We start from the raw sequence: 26,934 nt of genomic DNA, 5'->3' as shown, positions 1-26,934 counted from the left end.
GTGAGCTATGCCATTTTAAGATAGAAGAAGCCGCCATATGTCTGTCCAGCGACTTGCTTTTTTAGAAGTGAGCATTGCCATTTTAGGATAAAAAGAAGCCGCATTGTATCTACTAAGCGACTTGCAGCGAATGGAGCGCAAGGAGATACAATGCGGCGGAGCACTTTATCCTAAAAGTGGCATTACGAACTGAATCCATGGAATCCCCACCACGATAAAGATAGCGAGGTAGATAATCCCAAAGATAGCGCCTAATTTCCAGAATTCAGGACCTTTATTATAGCCACTAGCAAACCAGATTGGGCTGTGACCAGTACCATATGGTGTAAGGATACCCATAATCCCCATTGGTACTAAAAGAATCAACATAACTTGCGCTGGGTCAACGCCAGGAATTTGAAGAATTAGAGTAGCAAATAAGCCTACCATAGCCGTTACATAAGCAGTACCAGATGCAAAGAAGTAACGAAGCAAGCAGAATGCTAATAACAAACCAAGAACTGCCATTGTAGGATCTAGAGACACTAAAGAGCCACCTGCAGATTTAGCAAGCCAGTCTAAGAAGCCTACATTTTTAAGGCCAGAAGCCATAGGTACGAGTGTAGCGAACCAAGTCAAAACATTCCATGCTGGTTTGTTAGCAAGGAAGTCTTGCCATGTCATAATCTTAGTGAAAATCATCAAGATAATAACAATTAAAGCTGTTGTAGTTGGGTTTACTTTAAATGTAGAAGCACCAATCCACAATACAAGAGCCAACACGGAAATCAAGGCCATGAAAATTTCACTGCGTGTCATGGAACCTAATTTCTTGTACTCATCCTTTGCCCACGCTGCAATTTCAGGGGAACCTTTCACCTCTGGCTTGCAGAATACATAAGTCAACAACGGAGTGATGATGAACAAAATAAGACCTACTGGCAAGAATGCGAGGAACCATGTGCCCCAGTTTGCCGCCACGATACCAGATTTAGCAGACAATTCAAGAGCCAATGGATTTGGCGCTGCGCCAGTCAAGAAGATGGAGCTAGATACACATGTAGTTGCCAACGCTACCCAGTTCAAATAGGAACCGATTTTACGAGGGTTCTTATCTGGATAAGAGTCAAACATTGGACAAATACTAGATACGATTGGGTAGATCGTACCACCAGAACGAGCCGCATTACTTGGGATGAACGGAGCCAATACAAGATCCGTAATAGCGATGGCATAACCAAGACCTAAAGAGGACTTGCCAAGCTTTGCTACGAGGAACAAGGCAATACGGCGGCCAAGGCCAGAGTTTTCATAACCGATACCAATCATGAAGGCTGCGAAGATCAACCATACGATGGCATTAGAGAAACCGCTAAGGCCCCAACTGATAGCTTGTGCATCAGTAATCGCCTTTGCTACACCAGTTGCTTTATCTACAACAGGTGCAGGACCAACCTTAAACAACATAGACACGGTAACAGCGATGATACCGATGAAAGCTGGTGGCATTGGTTCTAAAATCAACCCTACCACGAGGCCAGCGAAAATACTTACGTAAATCCAAGAATTTGCGCTAAGGCCTTCAGGAGCACCGATGAGCCATACAAGAATAGCTACTACAAGCGGTGCGAATAATTTCCAATTCAACTTCATTAGAAACTCTCCTTACTACTTCAAAACAAAAATTGCAAAAATTGCTTATATAGTATATCAAAAAATTTAATAAGATGATATAAACTCAATCATAATACTTATTAATTGATAATAAACTTTTAGTAATAGCTTTTATAACAATAAAAAGCGATACCAGTTAGAAGTAAAGAATTGAATCTAATTGGTATCGCTATCTATCTATTTTGTAAAAATATTTCAATTGTAATTAGCTTACTAAATTATATTATTCACCTTTTGGAACAAACCATAAGCCATTATTATTTTTTTCCATGTAATCTTTGAATTCTTGAGAGTGGTAAGCTGCCACAATGTCTTTCGCCCATTGTGCATCTTTGTTTTTCTCGTTAACTACAACTTGTAACAACCATTGTGGCAATACATCCTCGTTTGCAAGAGCTGTTTTAGGATCGATTTTTGCATTATAGATAATCGCACCAGTAATGACAATGTAATTGAAATCAGTACGTACAGACGGAATTGTAAGGGATTTCATTTCTGTAAATTTAAGATGTTTAGGATTTTCAATAATATCTGCTTGTGTTACTGTAGCTAAATCTTTATTTGGATCAAGTTTAATCCAACCGATTTTTTGCAATAACGCATAAGCACGAGCCATGTTGGATGCATCATTAGGTACAGCAATAGTATCGCCATCCGCTACTTGATCTAAAGATGTTTTAGAACCACTAAAGATACCTGCTGGTACTGTTGGAATTGGAGTTAAGGCTACAAGATGACCATTTTGTTTTTCGTTGAAGTTTTTCATGTATGCTGTATGTTGTTCAACGTTGAAATCTACTTCACCATCGCTCAACACTTGGTCTGCTTGTACCAAGTCAGACATATCTACGCCCTTAAAGGTATAGCCTTGTTTCTCCAAAATTGGTTTTACACCTTTTTCAAACAATTCAGAGTAAGGGCCTTGAGATTTACTATAGCTTAATTCTTTTTTAGCACCATTATCACTACTGTTTGAGCCGCAGCCTGCGATAAAAGCTACGCTAAATACTAATGCCGCACCGAGGGCAAGAAGTTTTTTTAATTTCATGGTATATTCTCCTATACTTTTATACTTTCACAATCAAGATAACTAAAATCTATTTCATCAAATCAGGAACGACGTGCACGACGTGCAAAGTAGTTACCTATTGTTTGAATAATTTGAACAAAAATAATTAAAATAACAACGGTAAATAGCATCAACGGGAAGTTCAACCGTTCATAACCATAGGTAAGAGCCAAATCACCTACACCACCTGCACCAATGGCACCAGCCATAGCTGTAGCACCGATAAGACCTATTGTACCTGTTGTAATAGATAAAATAAGCGAACCCTTTGCCTCCGGTAAAAGAAAATGCCAAATCACCTCAAAATGAGAGGCCCCCATTGATTGTGCAGCCTCGATAATTCCTTTATTAACCTCTAAAATAGAGTTTTCAAAGAGTCTAGCTAAATAAGGGGCAATAAATATAACAAGCGGTACGATAGCTGCCGTTGTACCCACACGAGTACCTACAATCATCTTTGTTAATGGCAAGATAAACACCATCAAAATAATAAATGGTACGGAACGCACAATATTAACAATTGTATTTGTAATAGTATAGACAATACTATTTTTAACGATACCATTAGGATTTGTTACTACCAGTGTAACTGCGATAATTAGACCTAGTACTGTACCAATGAATAGAGATAGGAACACCATATATAATGTCTGTTCTGCGGCTAATAATAACTGCGATCCTGGAACACCAAGTTCTTGCATAAAGAAATCCATTATAGTGTCACCTCCTGCCATTCAATACCTTGTGTCACAAGATATTCTTTTACCTTGCCCACTTCAAGATCATCACCAATAAACTGAACAATAAAAATACCAAGTACTGTATGTTCTAACTCTGTTACTGTAGCAAATAACACGCTCGTTTCTAAATCAAAGGTTTTATTAATATGATATAAAATATTATCGGTCGTATTATTTCCTAAGAAATGCATCTTAAGAATGGTATAAGGTCGCTTATCGCAGGCCAAGGTATGTTTCACTGTTGATGGAATTTCATCAGGAATTACAGTTCTAACAAATCGTTTCGTTGTTTCATGCTTTGGTTTACTAAATACCTCAAGTACAGAACCACTCTCTATGAGTTTTCCATGTTCCATAACCACAACGCGATTGCAAATTTTTTGAATTACATCAATCTCATGAGTTACGATAACTACTGTTACTCCTAGTTCACGATTAACACGTTCTAGTAATTGTAATATAGATTCTGTTGTATCAGGATCTAGAGCGCTAGTTGCTTCATCACAAAGCAATATGGATGGATCTGTAGCTAATGCACGGGCAATACCAACGCGCTGCTTTTGACCCCCAGATAATTCTCCAGGATATGCATTTGCTTTATCGCCCAAATCAACAAAGTCTAATAAGGTTTTAACTTTTTTATCAATGTCGGATTTTGGCACCTTATTAAGAATTAGTGGGATAGCCACATTATCATACACAGATTTAGCATTCAACAAATTGAACTGTTGAAAAACCATACCGATGCGCTTACGAACCTTTCTAAGCTCATTAAAACTTAAACCATTGATATTTACACCATCTATTTCAACATGACCAGAGGTAGGTACCTCTAAGGCATTAATCATGCGAAGCAGTGTAGATTTACCAGCTCCACTAAAGCCAATAATGCCAAATATATCGCCTTTTTCTATGGTAAAGTTTACATCAGATAATGCAGTAACCTTTTGCTTATTAACGTCAAACTCTTTCGTTACATTTCGTATAGCAATCACTGTACCACCTCTTTCCCTACGCATTAGTAGGAATTAATATTTTTCTAAAACATATCTTTAAGGTATGCTTTAATTGTATACTTAGATTACTACAATTTATAAGGACTGTCAAACACAAAAAAGAACCTCAACACTAAAAAGGTTGAGGTTCTTTTCGTATCTATATACTTTTATTTAAGATTAAGACTAGTCCTTTTTATCAAACCCATCATCTATATCGATTAAAGAGGTATAGTGAGCCTAAAATAACAGGTGCTCCAATATAAAGTCCCATATTTGGTATTTCTCCCAATAAGAACGCTGCCACTATAGCTGCCACGATTGGCGAGATATACATAAAATTGGTTACATCCGAAACTTTTTCAGCATGTTCAAAGGCATAGCTCCAGAATACGAATCCTAATGCACTGGAGAAGAATGCTAGGTATATCATAGCAAACTTCGCAGTAATTGGTGCGGCTTCAATCATTTCAATAGCATGATCTGCAAAAGGTAGTGCCATAATGGCACCTGTAAACATGGACCACATAGCGATAGTAATAGAGTCATAACCTTTCAGACTAAGCCCGCGATTTAGAATATTATAAACCGCAAACAGTATCATACCAATCAACGTCCATATGGCCCCCATTGGAATGGTCAGAGTGGAGTTCCAAAGAATAATAATAGCCACACCTATAAAAGCAGTTATGGTGAAGATCCAACCTATAGGGCGTATTTTATCCTTATAGACTACCAATGCCATCAATGCTGTAGTCATCGGTGTCAAAGCCATAATAATACTAGATGTAGCGGCCGGTATTGTTCGCAATCCTTCATTAAAAACGACTTGGTAAACGAAGTTTCCTGTAGCCCCTAGCAGAATATATATGCCCCACTCACGCCAAGATGTAGGTATATGTAATCCCTTAAATACACCGATAATGAGCATGAGTATAGCACCACCTACAACCCTCGCTACCGAGAGTGTCAATGCATCTACTGATTGCAATGCTACTTTACCAAAAGGAAACGCCGTAGCCCAAACGGCAATGGTGGCAGATGCCCCTAAAATGGCTTTCATACGATTTGTCATTAGCATCTACCTTTCTACGTAATTCCATAATCAATACTATCTAAATCATAATAACGCCCTATAAATATTACCATAATAAGACCCTACAATTCCAAGAAGATACATCATAATATATCGAACACTTTCTATTTATTGATATAAATTTTCATTATTTAAAGATAATATAATAATTAGTTTTCCCAAACTCAAGCCAAAATAAACTCAGTAAACACGTATACTTTCAATATATTTACATAGTATTTTTAATATTATTAAATTACAAATAACATTCATTATTACGAAAATTGCATAGTATGTATTGAAAATATATATCATTTAAAATTTGTTAAATTAGGACAAACATTGTACACTATAGGCATAGAAATCTATAGTTATATCCTTTTATGGAGGTGCAAAATGCAACATACTGCATGGAAAGATTTTAACACAGGTGTGTGGGATAAAGCCGTTGACGTACGCGACTTTATTCAAAGAAACTATATTCCCTATGAAGGGGACGATTCCTTCCTTGCTGGTCCTACAGAAAGAACGACAAAATTATGGGACCAAGTAATGAAGCTTTATGAAGAAGAACGTGAAAAAGGCGGCATGCTTGATGCTGATACTTCCGTGGCCACACACATTACTGCCCATGCGCCAGGATATATCGACAAAGACCTCGAAACAATCGTTGGTTTGCAAACTGATAAACCACTAAAACGCGCTATGTTCCCTTATGGTGGCTTGCGTACAGCAAAATCTGCTATTGAAGAATACGGCTTCAAAATGGATCCGCAAACAGAAGACTTCTTCAGAAAACACCGTAAAACTCATAATGATGGTGTATTTGATGTATATACACCAGAAATGCGTGCTGCTCGTACGGCTCATATCGTAACTGGTTTGCCTGATGCTTACAGCCGTGGCCGTATCATCGGTGACTATCGCCGTATCGCTTTGTATGGTATCGATTACCTCATCGAAGATAAAAAAGAGCAATTCAGCATTACTATGGGTGATATGCTTGAAGACGTAATTCGCGACCGCGAAGAGATTCAAGAACAAATCCGTTCCTTGAAAGAATTAAAAGAAATGGCTGCATCTTATGGTTACGATATTTCTGGACCAGCTAAAGACGTGAAAGAAGCTATGCAATGGATTTACTTCGGCTACCTTGGCGCTATTAAAGAGCAAAACGGTGCTGCTATGTCCATCGGCCGTAACTCTACATTCCTAGATATCTACGCAGAACGTGACCTTCGCAACGGCACATACACAGAAGAGCAAATTCAAGAATTTGTAGACCATTTCATCATGAAATTGCGTATGGTACGCTTCGCACGTATCCACGAATACAACAACTTGTTCACAGGCGATCCTGTTTGGACAACTGAATCCATCGGTGGTATGGGTACTGACGGCCGTACATTGGTTTCCAAAATGTCCTTCCGTTATCTACATACATTAACTAACCTTGGTCCTGCTCCAGAACCAAACCTCACTGTATTATGGTCCCCTCGCATGCCGATCGGCTTCCGCCGCTTCTGTGCAAAACTATCTATTGAAACATCTTCCATCCAATACGAAAACGATGACTTAATGCGTCCTAACTCTGGTGATGACTACGCTATCGCATGCTGTGTATCTCCAATGCGTATTGGTAAAGAAATGCAATTCTTCGGCGCTCGTTCCAACTTAGCAAAATGCTTGCTTTATGCAATCAATGGTGGCGTTGATGAAAAATTGAAGAAACAAATTGGTCCTAAATACCGTCCTATTACTTCCGAATACTTAGAATTCGACGAAGTATGGGAAAAATTCGACGACATGATGGAATGGTTGGCAGGCGTATATGTAAACGCATTGAACATCATTCACTACATGCACGACAAATACGCTTATGAAAAACTAGAAATGGCATTGCATGACCGCAAAGTAACTCGTTGGTTTGCAACTGGTATTGCTGGTTTATCCGTAGTAGCTGACTCCTTGTCTGCTATTAAATATGCTAAGGTAAAACCTATTCGCGACGAAAACGGCATTGCTGTTGATTTCGAAATCGAAGGTGACTTCCCTAAATATGGTAACGATGACGATCGTGTAGATAGCTTGGCAGCAAAAGTTGTTTCCACATTTATGAATAAAATTCGTAAACATCCTACATACCGTCAATCCGTTCCAACTATGAGCTTGTTAACAATTACTTCCAACGTAGTATATGGTACTGCAACAGGTTCTACTCCAGACGGCCGTAAAGCAGGTGAAGCTTTTGCCCCTGGTGCTAATCCAATGCATGGTCGTGATACTCACGGCGCTATTTCTTCGTTGGCATCCGTAGCAAAAATGCCATGGCGTGATAGCTCCGATGGTATTTCCAATACCTTCTCTATCATTCCTGACGCATTAGGTAAATCTGGTGAAACATTTGTGTCCGTCAGCGATTTTGATATCGAGTTAGATCCATCTCAATTACCTAACTCCAATACAAACTTCGCATGTAGTGAACCGAATGTTACTATAAAGGAAGATAATTAACGTCTTCCATAGTATCGGACTGCTTTCACCGGCACCGATACGAGTGTTAGTCTTGGTTGAAAGGAGGCAATACCCATGAGCAACCAACAACAAGTTGATAACTTGGTAGAGTTATTGGATGGCTACTCCCAAAAAGGCGGTCATCATTTGAACGTTAACGTGTTCACTCGTGAAACATTGTTAGACGCTCAAAAACATCCTGAGTTGTATCCTCAATTGACTGTTCGTGTATCTGGTTACGCAGTACACTTCAGCAAATTGACAAAACAACAACAGGACGAAGTTATTTCCCGTACATTCCATCAACAAATCTAATCGAGGTTTCCTATGACAGGACGTATTCATTCGGTTGAAACGATGGGTACGGTTGATGGTCCAGGCATGCGCATGGTGGTTTTTCTCCAAGGATGCCCCATGCGTTGTGCTTATTGCCACAATCCCGACACATGGAATGAAACTAGCGATGATGCTAAGTTCATGACTGTTGAGGAGTTGTGGGACCAGTACGAACGTAACCGCCAATTTTATACTAATGGTGGTATCACCGTCACAGGTGGGGAAGCTCTGATGCAAATCGACTTTGTTACTGAGCTTTTCACATATTTCCGTGAAAGAAACGTCCATACCTGTTTAGATACAAGTGGAATTTGTTTTGATCCCCACCAAGAGGTGGCCTACCGTAAGCTACTCAGTGTCACTAGTCTCGTCATCCTAGACATTAAAGAAATCGATGCTGATAAACATCTGTGGTTAACAGGAAAATCGTTAGAGCCTATTCTCGGCTTTGCTCGATTGACAGCCGACGTAGAGGTTCCCATTTGGGTTCGTCACGTTGTAGTTCCTACGATTACAGATAATGCAGATCATCACTATCGTCTAGGCTTTTTCCTAGGATCCCTGAAAAACTTACAAGCCGTTGATTGCTTACCATATCACGTTATGGGTACTGCTAAATATAAGGAGTTAGGAATTACCTATCGCCTAGAGGGCATACCGGCCGCAACAAAAGATTTAGCGGCTAAAGCGACAAGAACCGTGGTGGAAGGCATCAAGGCCTATCGACGCCATTGGTGGAGTCCCATCAAAACACAACATCAATCATAATCAAGTTTGAGGATAACTACCTCCCTTGATATATATACACATATATATTAAAAACTTGATCTATGATAGCCCTAAACAATAGAGCCGCCCCACACAACCAGGGACGGCTCTTATTGTATTTACTGCATTTATTTAGATACTACGTTAATAGGTTCACCTTTAAAGAATGCTTGTACATTGTCACGAATGATTCCGACCAAGCGTTGACGTGTTTCAAGGCCTTTCCAGCCCATATGAGGTGTGATAATAACATTATCCAGTGTATATAGAGGGCTATCCTCTGCTGGAGGTTCTACCTCTTGTACATCAAGGCCTGCACCTGCAATGCGTTTAGTCGCTAATGCTTCACAAAGGTCTGCTTCATTAATGAGAGGACCACGGCCAGTATTTACGATAACTGCACTAGTTTTCATTTTGCTGATAGCTTCTTTATTAATCATGTACTTAGTTTGATCATTCAATGGGCAATGCAATGTAATATAATCACTATTTTCTAGCAATTCATCAAGACTTACATAACGAACGCCATCTCCATCAGCCTTTGGTGTGCGCGTATGAACCAAGACATTCATACCCAGTGCTTTTGCTACTTTGATCACTTCCATACCAATGTGACCAGCACCAACAACCCCTAATGTTTTACCATTCACTTCTGTGTGGCTCACTTGTAAATATTTTGTGAAATTACTGCGATCACCTTTAGCAAGCATGCCAATTTGTTTCTGCATGGTAGATGCAAAATTGAGGATCATCATAATTACCGTATGTGCTACGCGTTCAGTACTGTACGCTGGGATGTTGCACACAGTGATGCCTCTTTCCTTTGCTGCATTAAGGTCGATATTATTATATCCTGTACCCGCTTCTACGATGAGTTTTACAGTATCTGGGAATTGTGAAAGCAAATCAGCCCCTACGGGTAATTCTTTTGTAACTACAACGCGAGCCCCTTGAATACGTTCTATAAGCTCTTCATTTGTACTATCATCATAAACCTGTACATCACTAGATAATACAGAAAAATCTAATGCATGGTCATAATTCATTTTACTTGCATTGACTACTACTACACGTTCGCTCATGAGAACCTCCTACATAGTTATTAAATTTTATAGAGTATACGTAACGCCCAAATCTTGGGGTTACATACACATATTAGAGAAAACAAATCTACATAAATTATACTATTATTTATATAATTTAAACCATACATATTATAATGCGCTCTATCAATAATGCACCTATCAATTAGTAAACTTTCACATTTATTGTATATAATATATGCAGAAAAGCTATAAAATTCGTAACAAAACCAATATTTCTGTATAAAACTTTCACAAAAGTATTGTGTAATTCCCCAAAAGTTATAAAATAAAAGTAAAGTTATATAGAATTGAGGAATACCATGAGACCTACCTATTTGACCATAAATACAAGTCTCGTTCGCGAGAATTTGCGTAAAATTAAAGATAGTTTACCGGAATGGAGCACATCCACAGCTGTTATCAAGGCCAATGGATATGGGCACGGCAGCGTTATGATGGGCCGTATTGCCGTTGAAGAAGGTTATGAATCCTTAGCCGTTGCCATTCCTGAAGAGTCAGTTCCACTTCGCAACGCAGGGATTATGGTACCAATTTATCTACTTGGCCTCACAAGACCTCAGTCCTTTGAGCTTGTAGCAGATACAAATTCCATTCCAGCTGTATGCGAATCTACCGATTTAGAAGCACTCGACAAGGTAGCAGAAAATCACGATATGATTATTCGCGTTGCAGTCGCCGTTGATACAGGAATGCATCGTATTGGAATCAAGCCTGAAGATGCTGTTGAGTTTATCAAACGCGTTGAGTCCTACGAAAATCTTGAGGTAGATGGTTTCTTCTCTCATATGAGTAACGCCGATGCGGCGGATCAAAGCCACGCTCATGGACAGGCGCAAAAATTCCATAAAATGGTCGATGAAATCCGTGCATTTAGACCTGATGCGGACTATCGCTTCTCTCTTGCCAATAGTGCTGGCTTATTATCCGTAAAAGACAGCTTATTTACCGATGCCCGTCCTGGCATTATTCAATACGGCATTATGCCATCCCTTGATGTGCCAAATCGATTAGGGTTAAAACCGGTTCTCTCCTTCCATAGCGAAGTAGTACATGTACAGCGACTAGAAGCAGGTGAAGGTATCGGTTATGGTTCTACCTATGTAACACCTGAACCAATGACGATTGCTACCATTCCTGTAGGCTATGCAGATGGATATCCTCGTAGCTTATCCAACCGCGGTACAGTCCTCATTCATGGCACACGTTGTCCTGTAGTGGGCCGCATCTGTATGGACCAATTCATGGTGGCCGTTCCAGATACGATTACTGTACAACCAGGTGACAAGGTTGTGCTCCTAGGTTCTCAAGGTCATGAAAGCATCTCTGCACTTGAGATTGCCGCCCTTGCCTCTACAATTCCTTATGAAATCTTTTGTGGTTTCTCAGAACGCGTACCTCGACAATACATATAAAAGGCTAACTATTGTTACTAATAGTAAATGCTCCATATACCAAAAGCGCAGATATACATTGTATCTGCGCTTTTCCAATTTCTACTACGGATTTTTCTTATATGGTACATTTTTATATTGAATGAACATAGAAAAAGCCCGTAATACATGCAGCGGTCTACATGTATTACGGGTTTTTCTGCTCCCCTATACCTAGCGTACTGTAAAGCAGTTACGTTCTTATTGTGAGAGAGAGTATTATATACCAAGTATATAATCTTATGATTGGGAGGGAACCACAATGCATAAGGGGCCCTCTGAACGACAGACGGCATAGGAGAGAGTCAATGTTTGTCTATCCAATCCAGAGGGCTGCGTGTGTGTAATTGTTTATTGTGTGTGTAAGTGTATTGTGTATGTGTGTATAGTATTATGTGTTTAGTGTTCGTGTATTAAAGGGGTTTGCTTTACAGTAGGATAGGCTTAGGATTAGCTTATTTTACGGCCATACCTGTTTTAGCATCCAATGCGATGGATACAGGTTTGTTTTGTGCATCATGGAACTCTACAGTATATATAGGTTTACCATTTTGGTTCACTACAGACCAAGAGTTAATACCAGTTGCTACATTGCCAGTTTGTGCGAAGGCTGCATTGATCGCCACATGTGGAGGTAACACAGTACCAGCATCAATAGCACTAGCTTCCATGGATGCATCATATGCTTTAGGAGTACCTTCAGTTACATTACCAGTTGCCACATCTAGAGTCATGGAATGGGCACCACTAGCATTGAAACCGTCTACTTCATAAATAGCAGTTTTATCGGCAGCTTTAAAGGATACATTAGTAATCTTAGAGTCGCCATATTTATTTTCAAATTGATCGATTAAATAGTTCGCACCAATTACGAAAATACTATTTTGATCGACTACGCCTGCTTGCTTACTTGTTGTGCTAGGTTGTGATTTTCCACTTTTAGAGTTTTTTTTTCCTCTTTAGTAGTTTCTTTTTTGTCAGCTTTTTTATCTGCTTTTACTTCTTTAGTTTCTTTTACAGTTTTATCAGCTTTAACTGCTTTGTCAGCTTTTACTTTAGGCGCTTTATGTGCTTGCGCTTTTTTAGTATTTTTTTCGTCTTTATTAGCTTCTACTTTTTTATCTGCTGCACGTACTACTTTAGCTTCGCTAGGAACTTTTGCTACCGCTGCAGTTTCAATTGTAGGAGTTGCTGCTGCTGGATTAGCTGCTGCTGGAACTACAGTGGCTTGAGCAACTGGAGCTTTTACATCTTGAGTTGCTGTTGGAACTGGTGTAGTATCTTTAGCTGCTGGTGTAGCTGGAGTCACTTCAACTTTAGCTGCTGTAGGTACTACTTTAGCTGTTGTAGGAGCTACTTCTGTTTTAGCTGCTGGAGTCACTTGAATAGTAGGAACTACTTGATGAGTAGCAGGTTCTGCGACAGGAGCTACAGTAGCTGCTACCTCTTGAGTTACAGGAACTGGTGTTGCTTGTTCAGCTGCTGTTACTGCTACAGTAGCACCAAATACGCCAGCTACTGCTAAAGCAATACTGCTTTTTAAAATAGATTTTTTCATAATATCCTCCTTGATAATTCATATATATGCAATCTTACGCATATATATTTTAACCAACTCGGTTTCATCGTTATAGTTCCAAAACATATATCTAGCGTGGACTGTAGATATATAGTCTGGAAACTCCCGATATATTTGAGTTCTGTCTTTTGACTGGACACATATTATCGATAATCTATGAAATAAAAATGTAGAATTCACCGGTCTAGCTTATTTTGGGGTGAGAATAAAATGAATTTATATGTAATTTCAATGAAATTCTATAGTATTCGATTTACAACTAAGTATTCCATGAACTAACTTCAAAAAGCCATTTTTCCCATAAATAAAGGAACAGAAGACACTCATTGTAATTCTCATAATGTAAACAGCCCCTTTCATGAGCAAATGTTCACAAAAAAACTCCTTAAAACTATCCTTTTCTACAAAAAAAGATAATTTTAAGGAGTTTATTCTTATATTTAAAATAATAAACCTTCTACTATTAAGTTATATTTACTAGTTACAGTAATGATTAGTCGTCAAATTTAACAGACAACAACGTACCATTCATAGCATCAATGCGTACATTGACCTCTTTGTCACCTTCTGTACCGAAGCTAACTTTGTATACTATTTTACCTTTATCATAGTGTACAGACCACTCATTAAGGCTTGTCGCTTTGCCTTGTGTTTGAGCATAAGCAAAGTTAACTACCGCTGCTGGCGGTAAGATTTCACGAGGATCAAAGGATTTTTTCTTTAAGGATTTATGGAAGTCACCTTCACGTTTTTCAAAGATTTGATTTGTTGCATAGATATAAGTGAGCTCATATTTGCCACTTTCATCAACACCTTCTACATCATATCTAATTTGACCACCATCCGCATCAAAAGCGATTTCAGTGATAGCTGCATTTGGATGATTTTGAATAAATGCATTCAATAAACCATTTGCACCTACAATCGCTGCATGGTTTCCATCAACAACTGCAATAGTTGGTTCTACTGCTACTAAAGGCGCCGCACTTGCATTTGGCATACCAAACACTGCTGCCAAGGCTAATACAAGACTACCTTTTACGAATAAGGATTTCATAGGCTCCTCCATCTCTCAAACAGGACCTTAGTGTATATATACAATTATACACTAAATCGATACGATTTATTAATCTTTATTTATAATATTAATGCATAGACCACTGCCCTATGATACAATGCACGTAGAATATTTTTTACTACAAGTGAGACCATTATGATTTCAATATATCCTACTATATATCACACATTTCAATGCAAAGCAGATCGATGTGAAAATACATGCTGCCAACTGTGGACCATCGATATTGATGAGACCACTGCTGAACGCTATCATGCCATGACAGGACCTCTTGGTGAAAGCTTACGACAAGCCATCACTGTCGATGACGAAGGTAGCCATTTCGTGTTTTCTAAAGAACAACCTATGTGTCCGTTACTCAATGAAAATGGCCTCTGTAAGGTGGTGCTCGAACTAGGTGAAGAAGGCCTATGCGATACATGTCACATGCATCCGCGATTTTATAAATATATTGAGGACCTCGAGCTATGTGGGGTTGGTTTATCTTGTGAAGCATCGGTAGAACTGCTAGCAGAAGACATACAGTCTAATCAAGTAATCTTTACTATTGAAGACGATAACGGCGAATTTAGTCCTGATGAACGTTTAACTATTCAGAATATATTTGAACTATTAGCCTTTGATATAGATTCAGCACTATTTCAATATATTCCATACCCTGACGCACAGTATTATACAAGCCTATTAGATCTATATGGCACAACAGAGCCTATCGATGAAGAATGGACTGCACAAATTAGTGCATTATCTCATGATATAGATAAACTCACTACCTCTGTTCAAACCTATGTTGCCACTCACAATATGGGGCTATTCAACAAGGTATTCCAATACATCTTATATCGTCAAATCGATATGCTAGCAGATTATTCTTTAGAAGCCATCCTTTCCTATGCTAAAGATGGTGTGGAGTACATACTTATGACAAGTGCCCTCGAAGGCTCTCCACTTAAACAAGTGGCAAGATGGTCCCAACAAATCGAATACGACGAAGATAATGTAGAACTGCTATTACAACATTATGAAGCAACAAAAAACCTCCTAGTATAAACTAGGAGGTTTTTATATAGTTACGCAAACAGTATGCGCATAATCCAGTTATATAAGAGATTTATAATAAATAATACCACATAAACAGCCCCTACTGTAAGAGGCTCTACTTTCATAATACGAGATAAAAGCATAACGGCCACATAGATAACGGCACAAACATAGGCTAGTGCTAAAGGAACTAATAGGATCATCAAAAATGGCGTAATATAAATGCAAATAATAGATACCAAAATTAATGCTAATCCCAGTGCCCCGGTATAGCCTTCCACATAAGCAGTGCCCATTAATACTTGCTTGAAATCAAACTCACGTTCTAAAAGAACGCTCAGTAATTTCCACAGTATAAAGCTACCAACAAACCAATATATACCAAGGCCTAATATCTCTCTCAATATAGAAAATATGCCATATACAGCAGGAATAAAGCCAAATAAAAAACCTCCAAAGGTCATGGCCAAAGGTAACAGAACAATACCTAAAGCAAAGCCTAAAATATGAGTGGCACACCAACCGGCAAGGCCAGCTTTAATACCCTTTTCTAAGGTACCAAACCAGAAGATTTCATCTATTCCCTTCTTCGGTGAACGCACCAGCAGGGATATTTCTCGTAAAAATGTCGTATCCATAACTAACTCCGCTCTCAACTATACTATAAATTTAATTATATCATAAATTCCAAGATTTAAATTATATATAATTAATTTTAATATAAATTAAACGATAAAAAAACCACAAGACTTTCATCTTGCGGTTATACTTGATTTTATGCCTTATATTATTTAACTAATGTATGTACAAAGCGAAGCCATTGAGGCAATACCGATACTGATAGCAATGCTACAACAAACATAACAATATATGTTTTAACAATTCCTAGATTAACATAGCGGCGCATGAGTTGTGCCCCAATAAAAACAGCGTAATACTGACTAAACATGGTAACAAGATAGGCCATATCGCCTACATATTTTGGCATAGATAGATAGAATAATATAAGACCCACTATATGAACCAATACCAATACTACGGTACGGAGTGCATTCGTATAGGCTAAGCCATAAATATAGTTCCGCATTACTCCCTTATAGGTACCTGTGCCTCCTAACAATATAAGTAATCGCCAGATAACGAAAGCTCCTAGGATAATCTGAAAAATTAAAAACGATGCATTCCCGAAGGCACTCACTATATCAAAATGTGTTAATCCTGTCATCCGTTTTATGCCTAATGCGGGCGATATGGCTTTCACTATCAAAGGCAATGCATAAGTTATTACATATAATACAACGGTAGATGTTATGAAATTTAAAATAGCGCGAGCATAAGATCCATTTCTAATAATATTTTGAAAGGATTGTTCACTTAATTTCGTGAATAAATGCAATATATCCTTATACCAAGTCATAATGCTCCTTATCTGTTATCGAGTTAATGTATATAATACTTCACACAACAAAGCCACTAGAATGGCAAGCAACATAATGCTTAGACCTTCATAAGTACTACCATTAATACAAGCCCCTGCAATACGTCCCATGGTCTGTAGTAACAATACAGTACTAAGAATGCATAATACAATCATACAAAAACCAATAATAGCTTGTAGCAGAATTGGTATGGTCGTAAGAATCAACATAATACCTGCCGTAAGAGTGATCATAGCTACTACGAGTTGAGCAAAGGCCATCATATGTAAAACCCCAGTGACTACGCCGCGGATATAGAACTTACGTTTTTGTAGTATCGCATAGCCTATAACAATGCCAGACACGAGGGCCGCTTTTAAAATTACCCACGCAAACCGACCGATATTCCAAAACTCACGCGGTTTACTTAAGTGTTCAAAAAAGACTTGTATCTCATGTTGACCTACGGGAAGCGCAAACATTTGCCACTTCACTAATAGTGATGAGTTGCGTATCAAAGCACGTATAGCATCTAGATATACACTTTCACCGACGATGGTAAATTGATAGCATATGAGCGTCAATACGAGCATCCAAGCAAGCTGTCCATAGGTAACATCATAGTGGTACATTCGTGGATTTTTTTCTTCAATGGGGTTTAATAAGCGATATACGAACTCTACTAAACCTGCCATCATACCTCTCACCACCTTTTACTCAACAAGAATAGCACCATTCCATATAGAATGATGCAGCACACAACACAAGATTACGAATTTCTAACAATAATTTTATTTTTAATTCATACTCTGTTCATTATTATAGCACAAAAGCAAGGTATAATCATACCTTGCTTTCATATTTTTCATGCTATGTAATTATCTAGATGTAGCAAGCATAACCATGCCTACCAATATGCCAATAAAGACCACAGGAATTAAAGATGCCAAAATTCCGATACCAAAAGTCGCAAGTCGTCCCTTTTCAATTTGACGTCCCATAAGTGATAAGCTGACCCACAAAAACCAAATAAAAGTGCCTAGATTAACGATTTGGAAAAAATAATTAAATATGGTTAATCCAAGCGTTGACGATGCCTCATAAAAGCCTAATCCCTTTGCTATGATAATCAACACAATCTCAATGAGTCCTATCATTATTGATAGAAACTGAGTATATGCACTTTGATACCAACAAATCTTTAAAACAGATTCGTAATTAGTATGGGCCCCAAACTTATTAGCTACCTGACTAAAAATAACAGAATAAATTGCTAAAACAAAAAACGTACCTATCAAACCAAGCGTTAAGGACATTACACCTTGACCAGCAAATCGGCCTATAACACTACCCAGTTTCACTATATGAGCACCAAACACATAAGCCAATAGCAACTCTGTAATAGCAGAAAATACTAAAGTTATCGCAACCATGGCTACCGTTGCAGCAAAACCGCGTTGAATTGTACCAAATTCAACAATCTCTGGAATGCCACGTTTAAAAGGCTCTCTAATCAAAGCCCAAAAATCTAAATACCATTTTCGTTCCATATGTTCCCCTCCAAAACATCTAAAGCACATATTTTTATCATTTTACCATAACACACATTTAAAATAAATATAAATTTATTTTAAATCAAAATTTGATATTGAATAGAAAACAAAAAATTGATAGACACCTAAAATGGATCTATCAATATTTCAATTATGTATGTATTTAAACAGACATTGATAATATAATACCACCCACACCAAAGATAAAGGATACTATATAAAAGGAAATACCCGTTATCCAAGGACTCAGGCTAAATTGCTTAGACATTAATTGTGCCATGATAAAGACATTAATGAGTTCTATGGTACTTAATCCGCCCGCCCCACCTCGAATTTGTAAGTTTAATAAGAGATAAATAGGTGCAGCAAAAAGCACAAAAATTAAATGAATCCAACCAGCAATACAAGTATTCAAAAGTAAGTCTGCTACTAGTTGCTTATATGTAACCTGCCCCTTAAAGATCTTGAAAATACCATATAAAATACCAGAAGATGCGAGAACAAATGCTACAATACCAAGTACATATCCAACGATAGGCACTACCTCAATCTCTACGGGGCTTATAATCTCCCAAATAAATGTTTTAAAAAATGGGCTTTTGGAGAAAATTAGCGATAATATATGTAACCCCAAATCAGTTATGATTGCTGATATAACGGCTAATAATAACATATTCTTAATAGTAATCAAATGCATCCATTTCTCTATATATGGGCTAAATAAATTGTTCATACTGTTATAACCTTATAAATCCTCACTTTTAAATAATTGATAGCCCTCAAAATAATAACTATAGTCAAGCCCCTTCATAAATAGTTGCCGATTATTGATATCATCAGTAAGTGCCTCCCCTAATACAGCTTTAATTTCTAAATCATTTATAGGGCTGCGCTCCATAGCAGATAAATATTTTTCCTTATCAATTTGACTCCAATCAATAGTTTTTTGTAGTTCAACACAAAGCATATGATCAAGCCACAAACGCATACTACGTCCATTACCCTCTCTAAAAGGATGAGCCACATTCATTTCTACATACTTCTCTACAATTTCATCAAATGAATTTTGTGGCATGCTTTCAATAGTTTTAACCGCTTCAGATAGATATATAACAGGAACAAAACGAAAGTTCCCTTTAGAAATATTTACAGTACGTAGCTCACCAGCAAAATCATATATATCTTGAAATAATATCTTATGGATGTCTTGTAATGTAGTCCAAGTACCACTAGACATGTTATTAAGTAGGTTCTGCTCAAATAATCTAGTCGCAGATTTTTTACTTATTCGTTCTTCTTCTCTAGCCAAAGTGGGAGAATCAGTAATGCCTAATTTATTAGTGATAACCATATTGGACCTCCTTTTTATTTTATCTCGTAATATATATTATACTATATTCGTTAAACTTTAGTTGAAACTAACATAGCATGCAAATAAAAAAGCAGCCCTTTTAGGGCTGCCTTTCATTCATCTTATTTCAAAGATGCTGCAATTTTAGTAAGGTTTTCATCCATACGTTCTAAGTATGTTTTATTATCTTCGTTACTTTCGATTGTGTAAATAGTTTCTACCTTAGCACCAACTTCGCTTGCCAAAGTCTTGGATACTTCTGGGCTAGCCATTTCTTCTGCGAAGATAGTAGTGATATTGTTTTCTTTACAATACTTGATGAGTTCTGCCAATTGCGCTGCATTTGGTTCGCCTTCAGCAAATACATCTTCTACACTGTTTTGTTCCAAACCAAAGTCACGACATAGGTACGCAAATGCTGCATGACCGGTAACAAAGTTTTTATGAGGCGCTTGTGCAAATTGACCTTCATATTTCTTAATCATTTCATCAAGTTTAGCTACGTAGTCATTGTAATTCTTTTCGTAGTAATCCTTATTAGCTGGGTCAGCTTTTACAAAAGCATCTTTAATATTTTTCACTTCGATTTTTGCATTTTTTAAAGATAACCATGCATGAGGATCTTCTGCGCCATGTTCCTTAATTTCTTCAGGATCAGTATTTTTGATAGCTTCTACACCCTCTGTAGCAACAACAGTGATGAGCTTGCTATTTTTAGCCGCATCAATCGCTTGTTGTGCCCAAGGTTCCATACCGAAACCGTTGTACACGAATACTTGAGCTGTTGCCAATTGTTTCATATTTTCAGGTTTCAACTCGAAATCATGTGGCTCTACGCCATCTGGAATGATAGTAGATACCTCTACCTTGTCACCACCAATAGCCTTTGCAAATTCAGCCATTGCATTAAAACTTGTTACCACTTGGATCTTCTTACTTGCTTGTTCCTTCGGTGCATCATTACCACAGCCTGCAAATAGAGCGGCCATCATAATGCCTATCATTAACAAAACCAGTTTCTTGACCATCGTAGTCCTCCTTTGTGTAATCCTGATCGCTATGCATTCATAGAATACTAACCATTCTATAGTTGCAGTTGCGACTCAGTTGCATTTGTAATATAGTTATAGTATAAACTTACTCAAGATTTTGTCAATTAGAAAAGTGGTTTTTATATGTTATCTATTGAACATCTTTATTTTTCCTATCAAGGTCAGCCACCTTATGTGTTGAATGACCTTAACTTACATATTCACAGTGGTGATTATATATCCATCGTTGGGGACAATGGGTCTGGTAAAAGTACCCTTCTACGTCTCATCTTAGGGTTCCTGAAACCTGTGAAAGGCTCTATCAAGCGAGATACAAACAACATTCGCTACGTATCTCAAAAGAATGATTTCTCTCATGCAGGCTTCCCTATTACGGTAAAAGAAATACTTGATTCCTACCGTAAGCTATTAAAAATTAAAGATAAACATGAAGTAGATCGTGTCTTAGAACTCACCAATATGACGGAGTTCAAAGACCGTCTAATCAGTAAATTATCTGGAGGGCAAGCACAGCGTGTGTCCATCGCTCGCGCCCTCATCGGTAGTCCTGACCTCATCATCCTTGATGAACCATCTACTGGTATCGACCGTAAAAGCCAAGAAGGCATTTACACACTCCTTTGCGAATTAAATCAGGTTCATCACATTACGATTATCTCGGTGGAACATAACCTTGAAATGGCCTTAGCCAATTCAACTAATATTTACCATATCGCAAATGGTCAAGGTCATCTTTGCTCCCCTGAACAATACGCTTGTGAAATTATGCACAGCACAGGACGCAACCCTATGGATCACGAAAGCTGTGCTTGCTTCACAGATGTAACAACTCAGGCTCAGGCTCAGGCTCAGGCTCAGGCTCAGGCTCAGGCTCAGGCTCAGGCAAATGATACTATAATTGAGGAGGTGCGCCATGTTTAGTTATGATTTTATGCAAAACGCCTTCTTTGTAGCCATCTGCATTTCCCTCTTATGTCCCTGTATCGGTATCTTTATGGTACTACGCCGTTCTAGTATGATTGGTGATACCATGAGCCATGCCTCACTAGCAGGTATTACATTAGGCTTATTAACAAATACGAATCCTATCTTAGGAGCATTCATCTTTACCGCTATCTGCGGTGCCCTTATAGAGTTCTTGCGGAAATACTTCTCTCACCATCTCGATTTGATTCTTACTATTATTTTATCTCTTAGCATCGGTACAGCTATTACTCTTATTAGTTCAGGTAAATTAAAAGCTAATGCCAATGTATTCTTCTTTGGCAGTATCTTAACTGTGAACGCTACGGATATGATTAGTATTGCAGTGCTAACAGTTTTATCTGTTCTTACATTGTATTTCTTGTACAATTCACTCCTTTACATCGCTTATGATGAAGAGGCGGCCCGCGTAGCAGGCGTTAAAGTAGACTTTATTAACTATATTTTTGCTATCTTGATGGCTGCTGCCGTATCTATTTCTATTAAGATTGTCGGTGTCCTCGTATTAAGTGCTATGATTGCCTTACCGGTAGCATCGGCATTGCAGTTGGAAAAAGGATTTAGAACAACATTACTCTGTTCTATTGGATTTAGTTTACTAGCCATGGTTATTGGCCTATTTGGATCCTACTATCTCAATGTAGCACCAGGTGGTTTTGTGTCTCTTACATCGGTGGCAATTCTCCTAGTAGTATTAATCATTAAAAACATCCGTACAATCCTACGTCGTATGCAATTTAGTAGATAAACCCCAATAATAATCAATATGTACCTAGATATTCAATTAGCACTATTAGTTACCTATATAAGTGTATAGCATATTAGTATGAAAACAGAATCGAAAGAGCGTTATGAATACAACAAGTTGGCCTGAAGGCATAAAAAAAACCAAACAGCGCGAAGCAATTTGGTCCGTATTAACAACTACAGATAAACCTATTACGGCTATGGAAATCGCAGAGCGATTAGGCGATGGTAGCACTACATGGATGTCTACTATTTACCGCACTCTTGAGCTGTTAGAAGCAAAGGAAATCGTTACCCGTACAACACTCATGGGTAGCGATATGGCATATTATGAAATTACACCGCATACACACCGCCACTATGCAGTGTGTACAAAATGTGGAGCCATGATACCGCTGCACACATGCCCTGTTGTAGAAATGCCACAGGAATTAATTGATGCAGGCTTTACGGTGACGGAGCATCATTTGGAAATTGCCGGAACATGTAAGGATTGTAAGAATAAAGGTTAATAAAAACTCTCTAAATAAATCAAACAAAAAGGACGTAACTTTTGAAAGTTACGTCCTTTTCTTATTTGAATACGTTTGAATTAGTCTTATTTAACTTTTACCAACTACAGCATCAATGGAGCTACTACAAAGCCAAGGGCTACTGCGATAGCGATGGCAAGCACGCCTGGGATGAAGAACGGATGGTTAAATACGAGTTTACCGATTCGTGTAGAGCCGGTGTCATCCATTTGTACAGCCCCCAAAAGTGTTGGGTATGTAGGCAATACGAAGAGTGCAGATACAGCTGCGAAGGATGCGATAATAATATATACGGATCCTGGGTTCTCTGGTGTAATACCGAGAGCTAAAATTACAGCTGGTACCAACGCTTGTGTAGTTGCCGCTTGGCTGTACAACAATGTACTTGCAAAGAAGAATGCTACGGCTAACAAGAACGGATATGCCGTTACCATGCTAGAAGCAAGAGCTTTGATTTCAGGGATATGACCTTTTACGAAAGTATCACCTAACCATGCCACGCCCAATACGCAGACACATGCGGATAAACCGGATTTAAATGTGCTTGTATTAACAAGTTGTGCTGTATCAATCTTACAGAAGAATGTAATAGCAGCCGCAATAATCATCATGAATCCAACGATGGCATCATTTCGACCGAAGATAACTGGTTTAATAAGACCAATGTTCTTAGAGATGGCAGTTGCATAGAATACGATACAAATAATACCAATCAAGAAAATCAATACAGAAGTTTTCGCACCTGGTTTCAAGTGGAAATCAGCATTTTTTTCACGAGGTGGTGCCACGTGACCTGCTGCCAAACGTTCTTGGTATACTGGATCAGAAGACAAATCATTATTCGCAAATGTAGACATAATAAAGGCAGTAATCATAACTGCTACGAATGTTGTAGAAATACAAATAGCGAGTAATGTTGGATAGTTTACACCAAATGGTTCAAGGAAACCACTCATAGCAACAACTGCTGCAGATACTGGGCTCGCTGTAATAGCGATTTGACTCGCTACAACGGCGATGGATAATGGTACAGATGGCTTAATGTTTTCACTTTTTGCCACCTCTACGATTACCGGAATCATAGAAAATGCTGTATGACCAGTACCAGCCAACAGAGTTAAGAAATACGTTACTGTTGGTGCTAAATAGTTGATGTGTTTAGGGTTTTTGCGCAAAATATTTTCCGCAATACGCACCAAATAATCAAGACCGCCGGCTAGCTGTAAGGCACAGATGGCAGCGATAGCAGACATGATGATGAGAATTACATCCCACGGAATCTGTCCAGGGAACATACCCATACCAAGGCTTAACAATACTACCCCAAGGCCGCCAGCGTAACCGATGCCCATACCACCGAGGCGAACACCAAGGAAGATGGCACCAAATAAAATAATAACTTGCATAATTACATAAATGTCCATACGATGACCTCCTTTATACATATATAGTATCATAGATATGCAGAAATATCATCGAATTTTCACAATGTATAGTCTATAGTTTAAAGACATAACTAAAACATCATAATAGATAAACATAAAAAGCTATATATGTCGACAGCCTACATCGTCTGTAGAATCGTGACATATATAGCTTTTATTATTACACCAAACCTTTATAAAATGCTTGATCCTAAATTTTTACAAAATAATTGGCCGTAAATCTTCGAGAATCCCCTCTTCTTCGGTAGCTCGTTGGATACTTTCACCAACGATGCGAACCATATCCTCTAATTGTTCCACAGTAGACGCCAATGGAGGCATGAGAATTACTACATCGCCGATAGGACGGCAAATAAGGCCTTGTTCACGAGCAAGAATAGCCACCTTAGCCCCTACCGCATCATTTGGACGATACGCTTCATGAGCGGCCACATCTTTTTCAAGTTCAATACCTACGATGAGGCCTCGTTGACGAACCTCTTTCACATGTTTTAATTTTTCAATAGGTTTTAATGCATTGGTGAAAGCCTCGATTTTTTTAGGCAATCCTTCGATGACCTTCTCTTCGCGGAAAACTTTCAACGAAGCCAATGCGACCGCACAAGCTAATGCATTACCTGTGTAGGAGTGACCATGATAGAATGTTTTCTTTTCTTCAAAGGTGCCAAGGAATGCATCAAATACGCGTTGTGTAGTCAATGTGGCAGCAAGAGCCATATAACCACCAGTAATACCTTTTGATAAGGTCATAAAGTCTGGAGCCACATCTTCGTGTTCACAGGCAAAGAATTTACCAGTACGCCCAAAGCCTGTTGCCACTTCATCGACAATGAGAAATACGTCATGTTTCGCAGTCAATTCACGAACCCGTTTCAAATAGCCGTGAGGCATGACGAGCATGCCTGCTGCAGCTTGAACCAATGGTTCCATAACAAGAGCTGTGATTTCATCACCCTCTTCATTAAGGATGCGTTCTAATTCAGCCAAAGACTCATCGAAGGCTTTATCTCGATCCGCTACGTCGCGATATACACCAGGGCTTGGCAAGGTCAACGGTTTGAATAGTAGATTATGGAATACTTGGTGGAATAATTGAATACCGCCTACAGATACAGTACCTAATGTATCCCCATGGTAGCCTGCATTAAGGGCGATAAATTTAGTCTTTTTCGTTTGTCCCACTAGTTGGCGGTATTGGTAGGCCATCTTAATAGCAACTTCAATAGCCGTACTACCATCATCAGACAAAAATACTTTATTTAAACCTTCTGGGGCGAGCTCTACTAATTCTTTACACAATTGTGCAGATGGTGGGCTTACAAGACCGAGCAATGTGCTATGAGCAATTTTATCCACTTGTTCTTTCAATGCCTGGTTTAATACAGGATGATTATGACCATGAATGTTAACCCATAAGGAGGAGACGCCGTCATAATACTTTTTGCCGTTCTCATCGATGAGATATACCCCCTCACCACGTTCGATTACGACTGGTTCTTGTGCCAACCAATCTTGCATTTGTGTAAATGGATGCCATACAAACTCATGATCCCATTGTGCTGCTTGTGAAAGCTGTTTCTCTGCCATTTTGTCACCTCATACGTACAATTTTACAAACTATAATTCTCTATCCCTATAAAGTTCTACTACTATAACAATCTATTAATATTAATATTAATGATTAGGCTAGATTAAATTACAATATCTAACTACTATATGCCTAGTACGGTATTCCACACCTTCTTAGAGTCCACAAAGGACCGAGCCCAACCAATCTGAACCTTTTGGATATTCGGACCTTGGTATGGCGGTACAACAGCCACCACAGGAATACCTGTATATCGTTCCATGTCTTCCACATTTGTTTTCAACAAGAACGGATCCACTGCAGTCGTATCATTGACAATGATGGCTTTCACCTCAATACCCTGCATCTTCGCGTATTCACAAGTTAAAATAGCGCGGTTAATGGAGCCCAACCGTCCATCAGCTACAACGATGGCTGGTAATTTAATATCTTTCATTAAATCCGTGAATGTTTTATCGCCGTAAAGAGGTGTGGTAATACCACCAGCACCTTCTACAAAGGTTAGATCATAGCGATTAACAACATCTAATGTATGAGTTACTACACCAACATAATCGATTTCTATACCAGCTAATTCTGCTGCAAGACGAGGAGAAAAATCTCCAGCAATAGCATATGGATTAACCTCGTGACGGCGCGACTCAGGAATGCCAGCGGAACGCATCAAATATGTAGCATCCTTGCTCTCAAGATCCACATTATAATTATCCTCATCCATCGTTACACATTCAGGAAAAGGTACTGCGCTGGAGGACACGGGTTTAACCATACCAACCGCAAAGCCATCATCTACAGCCATGGCCCCTAATAAGCCCGTTACAAACGTCTTGCCTACATCTGTATCTGTACCAATTATAGAAATACCTAACTGCTTCATAC

At 38.6% G+C, this 26,934-nt stretch carries 27 protein-coding genes; 8 read left to right on the top strand and 19 right to left on the bottom strand.

The annotated features are described in order from the left end of the window. Positions 1-165 precede the first annotated feature (165 nt). From ACWTVK_RS07145 to ACWTVK_RS07125, 5 genes are all read right to left on the bottom strand, one after another. Positions 166-1,632: an anion permease gene (locus ACWTVK_RS07145; RefSeq protein ID WP_257847099.1), complete on the bottom strand. Its 1,467-nt coding sequence runs from the start codon at positions 1,630-1,632 to the stop codon at positions 166-168. Positions 1,633-1,876: 244 nt separating this feature from the next. Next, the gene (locus tag ACWTVK_RS07140) at positions 1,877-2,701 is read right to left on the bottom strand and encodes a MetQ/NlpA family ABC transporter substrate-binding protein (RefSeq protein ID WP_456046414.1); all 825 of its coding nucleotides are present in this window, start codon (positions 2,699-2,701) and stop codon (positions 1,877-1,879) included. A gap of 62 nt (positions 2,702-2,763) precedes the next feature. Continuing rightward, positions 2,764-3,435 carry a methionine ABC transporter permease gene (locus ACWTVK_RS07135; RefSeq protein ID WP_005381510.1) on the bottom strand — a complete coding sequence of 224 codons (672 nt, stop codon included), beginning with the start codon at positions 3,433-3,435 and terminating at the stop codon, positions 2,764-2,766. Then, on the bottom strand, positions 3,435-4,457 hold the full coding sequence (locus ACWTVK_RS07130; RefSeq protein WP_456046413.1) for a methionine ABC transporter ATP-binding protein: 1,023 nt from the start codon (positions 4,455-4,457) through the stop codon (positions 3,435-3,437). Before ACWTVK_RS07130 ends, ACWTVK_RS07135 begins: the two co-directional genes overlap by 1 nt. A 208-nt stretch (positions 4,458-4,665) precedes the next feature. Next, positions 4,666-5,532 (bottom strand): DMT family transporter, encoded by an 867-nt coding sequence (locus ACWTVK_RS07125; protein WP_456046412.1) that lies wholly within the window; start codon positions 5,530-5,532, stop codon positions 4,666-4,668. 396 nt (positions 5,533-5,928) lie between these two features. Here ACWTVK_RS07125 and pflB point away from each other — a divergent pair, with 396 nt between their 5' ends. The 3 genes from pflB to pflA all read left to right on the top strand — a co-directional run bounded on the left by pflB (position 5,929) and on the right by pflA (position 9,150). Next, on the top strand, positions 5,929-8,046 hold the full coding sequence (gene pflB / locus ACWTVK_RS07120) for a formate C-acetyltransferase (protein ID WP_456046411.1): 2,118 nt from the start codon (positions 5,929-5,931) through the stop codon (positions 8,044-8,046). Positions 8,047-8,121: 75 nt separating this feature from the next. Next, positions 8,122-8,361, top strand: coding sequence for an autonomous glycyl radical cofactor GrcA3 (gene grcA3, locus ACWTVK_RS07115; RefSeq protein ID WP_024066082.1), 240 nt, complete (start codon positions 8,122-8,124; stop codon positions 8,359-8,361). Positions 8,362-8,373: 12 nt separating this feature from the next. Next, positions 8,374-9,150 carry a pyruvate formate-lyase-activating protein gene (gene pflA / locus ACWTVK_RS07110; protein WP_456046410.1) on the top strand — a complete coding sequence of 259 codons (777 nt, stop codon included), beginning with the start codon at positions 8,374-8,376 and terminating at the stop codon, positions 9,148-9,150. 128 nt (positions 9,151-9,278) lie between these two features. Here pflA and ACWTVK_RS07105 read toward each other — a convergent pair whose 3' ends face one another. Then, the gene (locus ACWTVK_RS07105) at positions 9,279-10,232 is read right to left on the bottom strand and encodes a 2-hydroxyacid dehydrogenase (protein ID WP_456046409.1); all 954 of its coding nucleotides are present in this window, start codon (positions 10,230-10,232) and stop codon (positions 9,279-9,281) included. A 323-nt stretch (positions 10,233-10,555) separates the two neighbouring features. On the opposite strand from ACWTVK_RS07105, the gene alr reads away from it, so the two are divergent. After that, positions 10,556-11,668 carry an alanine racemase gene (gene alr, locus ACWTVK_RS07100; RefSeq protein WP_119206986.1) on the top strand — a complete coding sequence of 371 codons (1,113 nt, stop codon included), beginning with the start codon at positions 10,556-10,558 and terminating at the stop codon, positions 11,666-11,668. A gap of 473 nt (positions 11,669-12,141) precedes the next feature. Here the strand turns inward: alr and ACWTVK_RS07095 are convergent, their stop codons facing one another. From ACWTVK_RS07095 to ACWTVK_RS07085, 3 genes are all read right to left on the bottom strand, one after another. Further along, complete coding sequence (locus ACWTVK_RS07095; RefSeq protein ID WP_119206988.1) at positions 12,142-12,420, bottom strand: PepSY domain-containing protein; 279 nt, start codon at positions 12,418-12,420, stop codon at positions 12,142-12,144. 158 nt (positions 12,421-12,578) lie between these two features. Further along, positions 12,579-13,244 (bottom strand): ribonuclease E, encoded by a 666-nt coding sequence (locus ACWTVK_RS07090; protein ID WP_456046408.1) that lies wholly within the window; start codon positions 13,242-13,244, stop codon positions 12,579-12,581. Between the two features lie 514 nt (positions 13,245-13,758). After that, entirely contained in the window at positions 13,759-14,322 is a 564-nt protein-coding gene (locus ACWTVK_RS07085) for a PepSY domain-containing protein (protein ID WP_456046407.1), read from the bottom strand. A gap of 156 nt (positions 14,323-14,478) precedes the next feature. On the opposite strand from ACWTVK_RS07085, the gene fliB reads away from it, so the two are divergent. Next, positions 14,479-15,393, top strand: a complete 915-nt coding sequence (gene fliB / locus ACWTVK_RS07080) for a flagellin lysine-N-methylase (protein WP_456046406.1) — start codon at positions 14,479-14,481, stop codon at positions 15,391-15,393. A gap of 20 nt (positions 15,394-15,413) precedes the next feature. Here fliB and ACWTVK_RS07075 read toward each other — a convergent pair whose 3' ends face one another. From ACWTVK_RS07075 to ACWTVK_RS07045, 7 genes are all read right to left on the bottom strand, one after another. After that, complete coding sequence (locus ACWTVK_RS07075) at positions 15,414-16,022, bottom strand: hypothetical protein (protein ID WP_213467608.1); 609 nt, start codon at positions 16,020-16,022, stop codon at positions 15,414-15,416. A gap of 149 nt (positions 16,023-16,171) precedes the next feature. Beyond that, positions 16,172-16,471 (bottom strand): hypothetical protein, encoded by a 300-nt coding sequence (locus tag ACWTVK_RS07070; protein WP_456046405.1) that lies wholly within the window; start codon positions 16,469-16,471, stop codon positions 16,172-16,174. A 345-nt stretch (positions 16,472-16,816) separates the two neighbouring features. Continuing rightward, positions 16,817-17,500, bottom strand: coding sequence for a hypothetical protein (locus ACWTVK_RS07065; protein WP_456046404.1), 684 nt, complete (start codon positions 17,498-17,500; stop codon positions 16,817-16,819). Between the two features lie 180 nt (positions 17,501-17,680). Next, the gene (locus tag ACWTVK_RS07060) at positions 17,681-18,352 is read right to left on the bottom strand and encodes a hypothetical protein (RefSeq protein WP_456046403.1); all 672 of its coding nucleotides are present in this window, start codon (positions 18,350-18,352) and stop codon (positions 17,681-17,683) included. 166 nt (positions 18,353-18,518) lie between these two features. Next, positions 18,519-19,088 carry a hypothetical protein gene (locus ACWTVK_RS07055; protein WP_308522387.1) on the bottom strand — a complete coding sequence of 190 codons (570 nt, stop codon included), beginning with the start codon at positions 19,086-19,088 and terminating at the stop codon, positions 18,519-18,521. Between the two features lie 12 nt (positions 19,089-19,100). Further along, positions 19,101-19,706 (bottom strand): protein adenylyltransferase Fic, encoded by a 606-nt coding sequence (gene fic / locus ACWTVK_RS07050; RefSeq protein ID WP_456046402.1) that lies wholly within the window; start codon positions 19,704-19,706, stop codon positions 19,101-19,103. A gap of 122 nt (positions 19,707-19,828) precedes the next feature. Continuing rightward, positions 19,829-20,734: a metal ABC transporter substrate-binding protein gene (locus tag ACWTVK_RS07045; RefSeq protein WP_456046401.1), complete on the bottom strand. Its 906-nt coding sequence runs from the start codon at positions 20,732-20,734 to the stop codon at positions 19,829-19,831. A gap of 147 nt (positions 20,735-20,881) precedes the next feature. Between ACWTVK_RS07045 and ACWTVK_RS07040 the strand changes: the two genes are divergently transcribed. The 3 genes from ACWTVK_RS07040 (at position 20,882) to ACWTVK_RS07030 (ending at position 23,001) form a co-directional block, all read left to right on the top strand. Continuing rightward, positions 20,882-21,679: a metal ABC transporter ATP-binding protein gene (locus ACWTVK_RS07040; RefSeq protein WP_456046400.1), complete on the top strand. Its 798-nt coding sequence runs from the start codon at positions 20,882-20,884 to the stop codon at positions 21,677-21,679. Further along, a complete protein-coding gene (locus ACWTVK_RS07035) occupies positions 21,672-22,490 on the top strand; it encodes a metal ABC transporter permease (RefSeq protein ID WP_105094623.1) in 819 nt (272 codons plus the stop codon). Before ACWTVK_RS07040 ends, ACWTVK_RS07035 begins: the two co-directional genes overlap by 8 nt. Positions 22,491-22,593: 103 nt before the next feature. After that, positions 22,594-23,001 (top strand): Fur family transcriptional regulator, encoded by a 408-nt coding sequence (locus tag ACWTVK_RS07030; RefSeq protein WP_285365889.1) that lies wholly within the window; start codon positions 22,594-22,596, stop codon positions 22,999-23,001. A gap of 104 nt (positions 23,002-23,105) precedes the next feature. On the opposite strand, the gene ACWTVK_RS07025 is transcribed toward ACWTVK_RS07030, so the two are convergent. The 3 genes from ACWTVK_RS07025 to bioD form a co-directional block, all read right to left on the bottom strand. Beyond that, positions 23,106-24,446 (bottom strand): anaerobic C4-dicarboxylate transporter, encoded by a 1,341-nt coding sequence (locus tag ACWTVK_RS07025; RefSeq protein ID WP_456046399.1) that lies wholly within the window; start codon positions 24,444-24,446, stop codon positions 23,106-23,108. A 219-nt stretch (positions 24,447-24,665) separates the two neighbouring features. Next, on the bottom strand, positions 24,666-26,054 hold the full coding sequence (gene bioA / locus ACWTVK_RS07020; protein WP_456046398.1) for an adenosylmethionine--8-amino-7-oxononanoate transaminase: 1,389 nt from the start codon (positions 26,052-26,054) through the stop codon (positions 24,666-24,668). Between the two features lie 125 nt (positions 26,055-26,179). Continuing rightward, positions 26,180-26,932 carry a dethiobiotin synthase gene (gene bioD, locus ACWTVK_RS07015; protein WP_456046397.1) on the bottom strand — a complete coding sequence of 251 codons (753 nt, stop codon included), beginning with the start codon at positions 26,930-26,932 and terminating at the stop codon, positions 26,180-26,182. Between the last annotated feature and the right edge of the window lie 2 nt (positions 26,933-26,934).

This window comes from Veillonella sp. Ser01, from assembly GCF_053850375.1.
The sequence above is the reverse complement of the archived record's forward strand: the minus strand, read 5'-3'. Positions and strand labels throughout refer to the sequence as shown.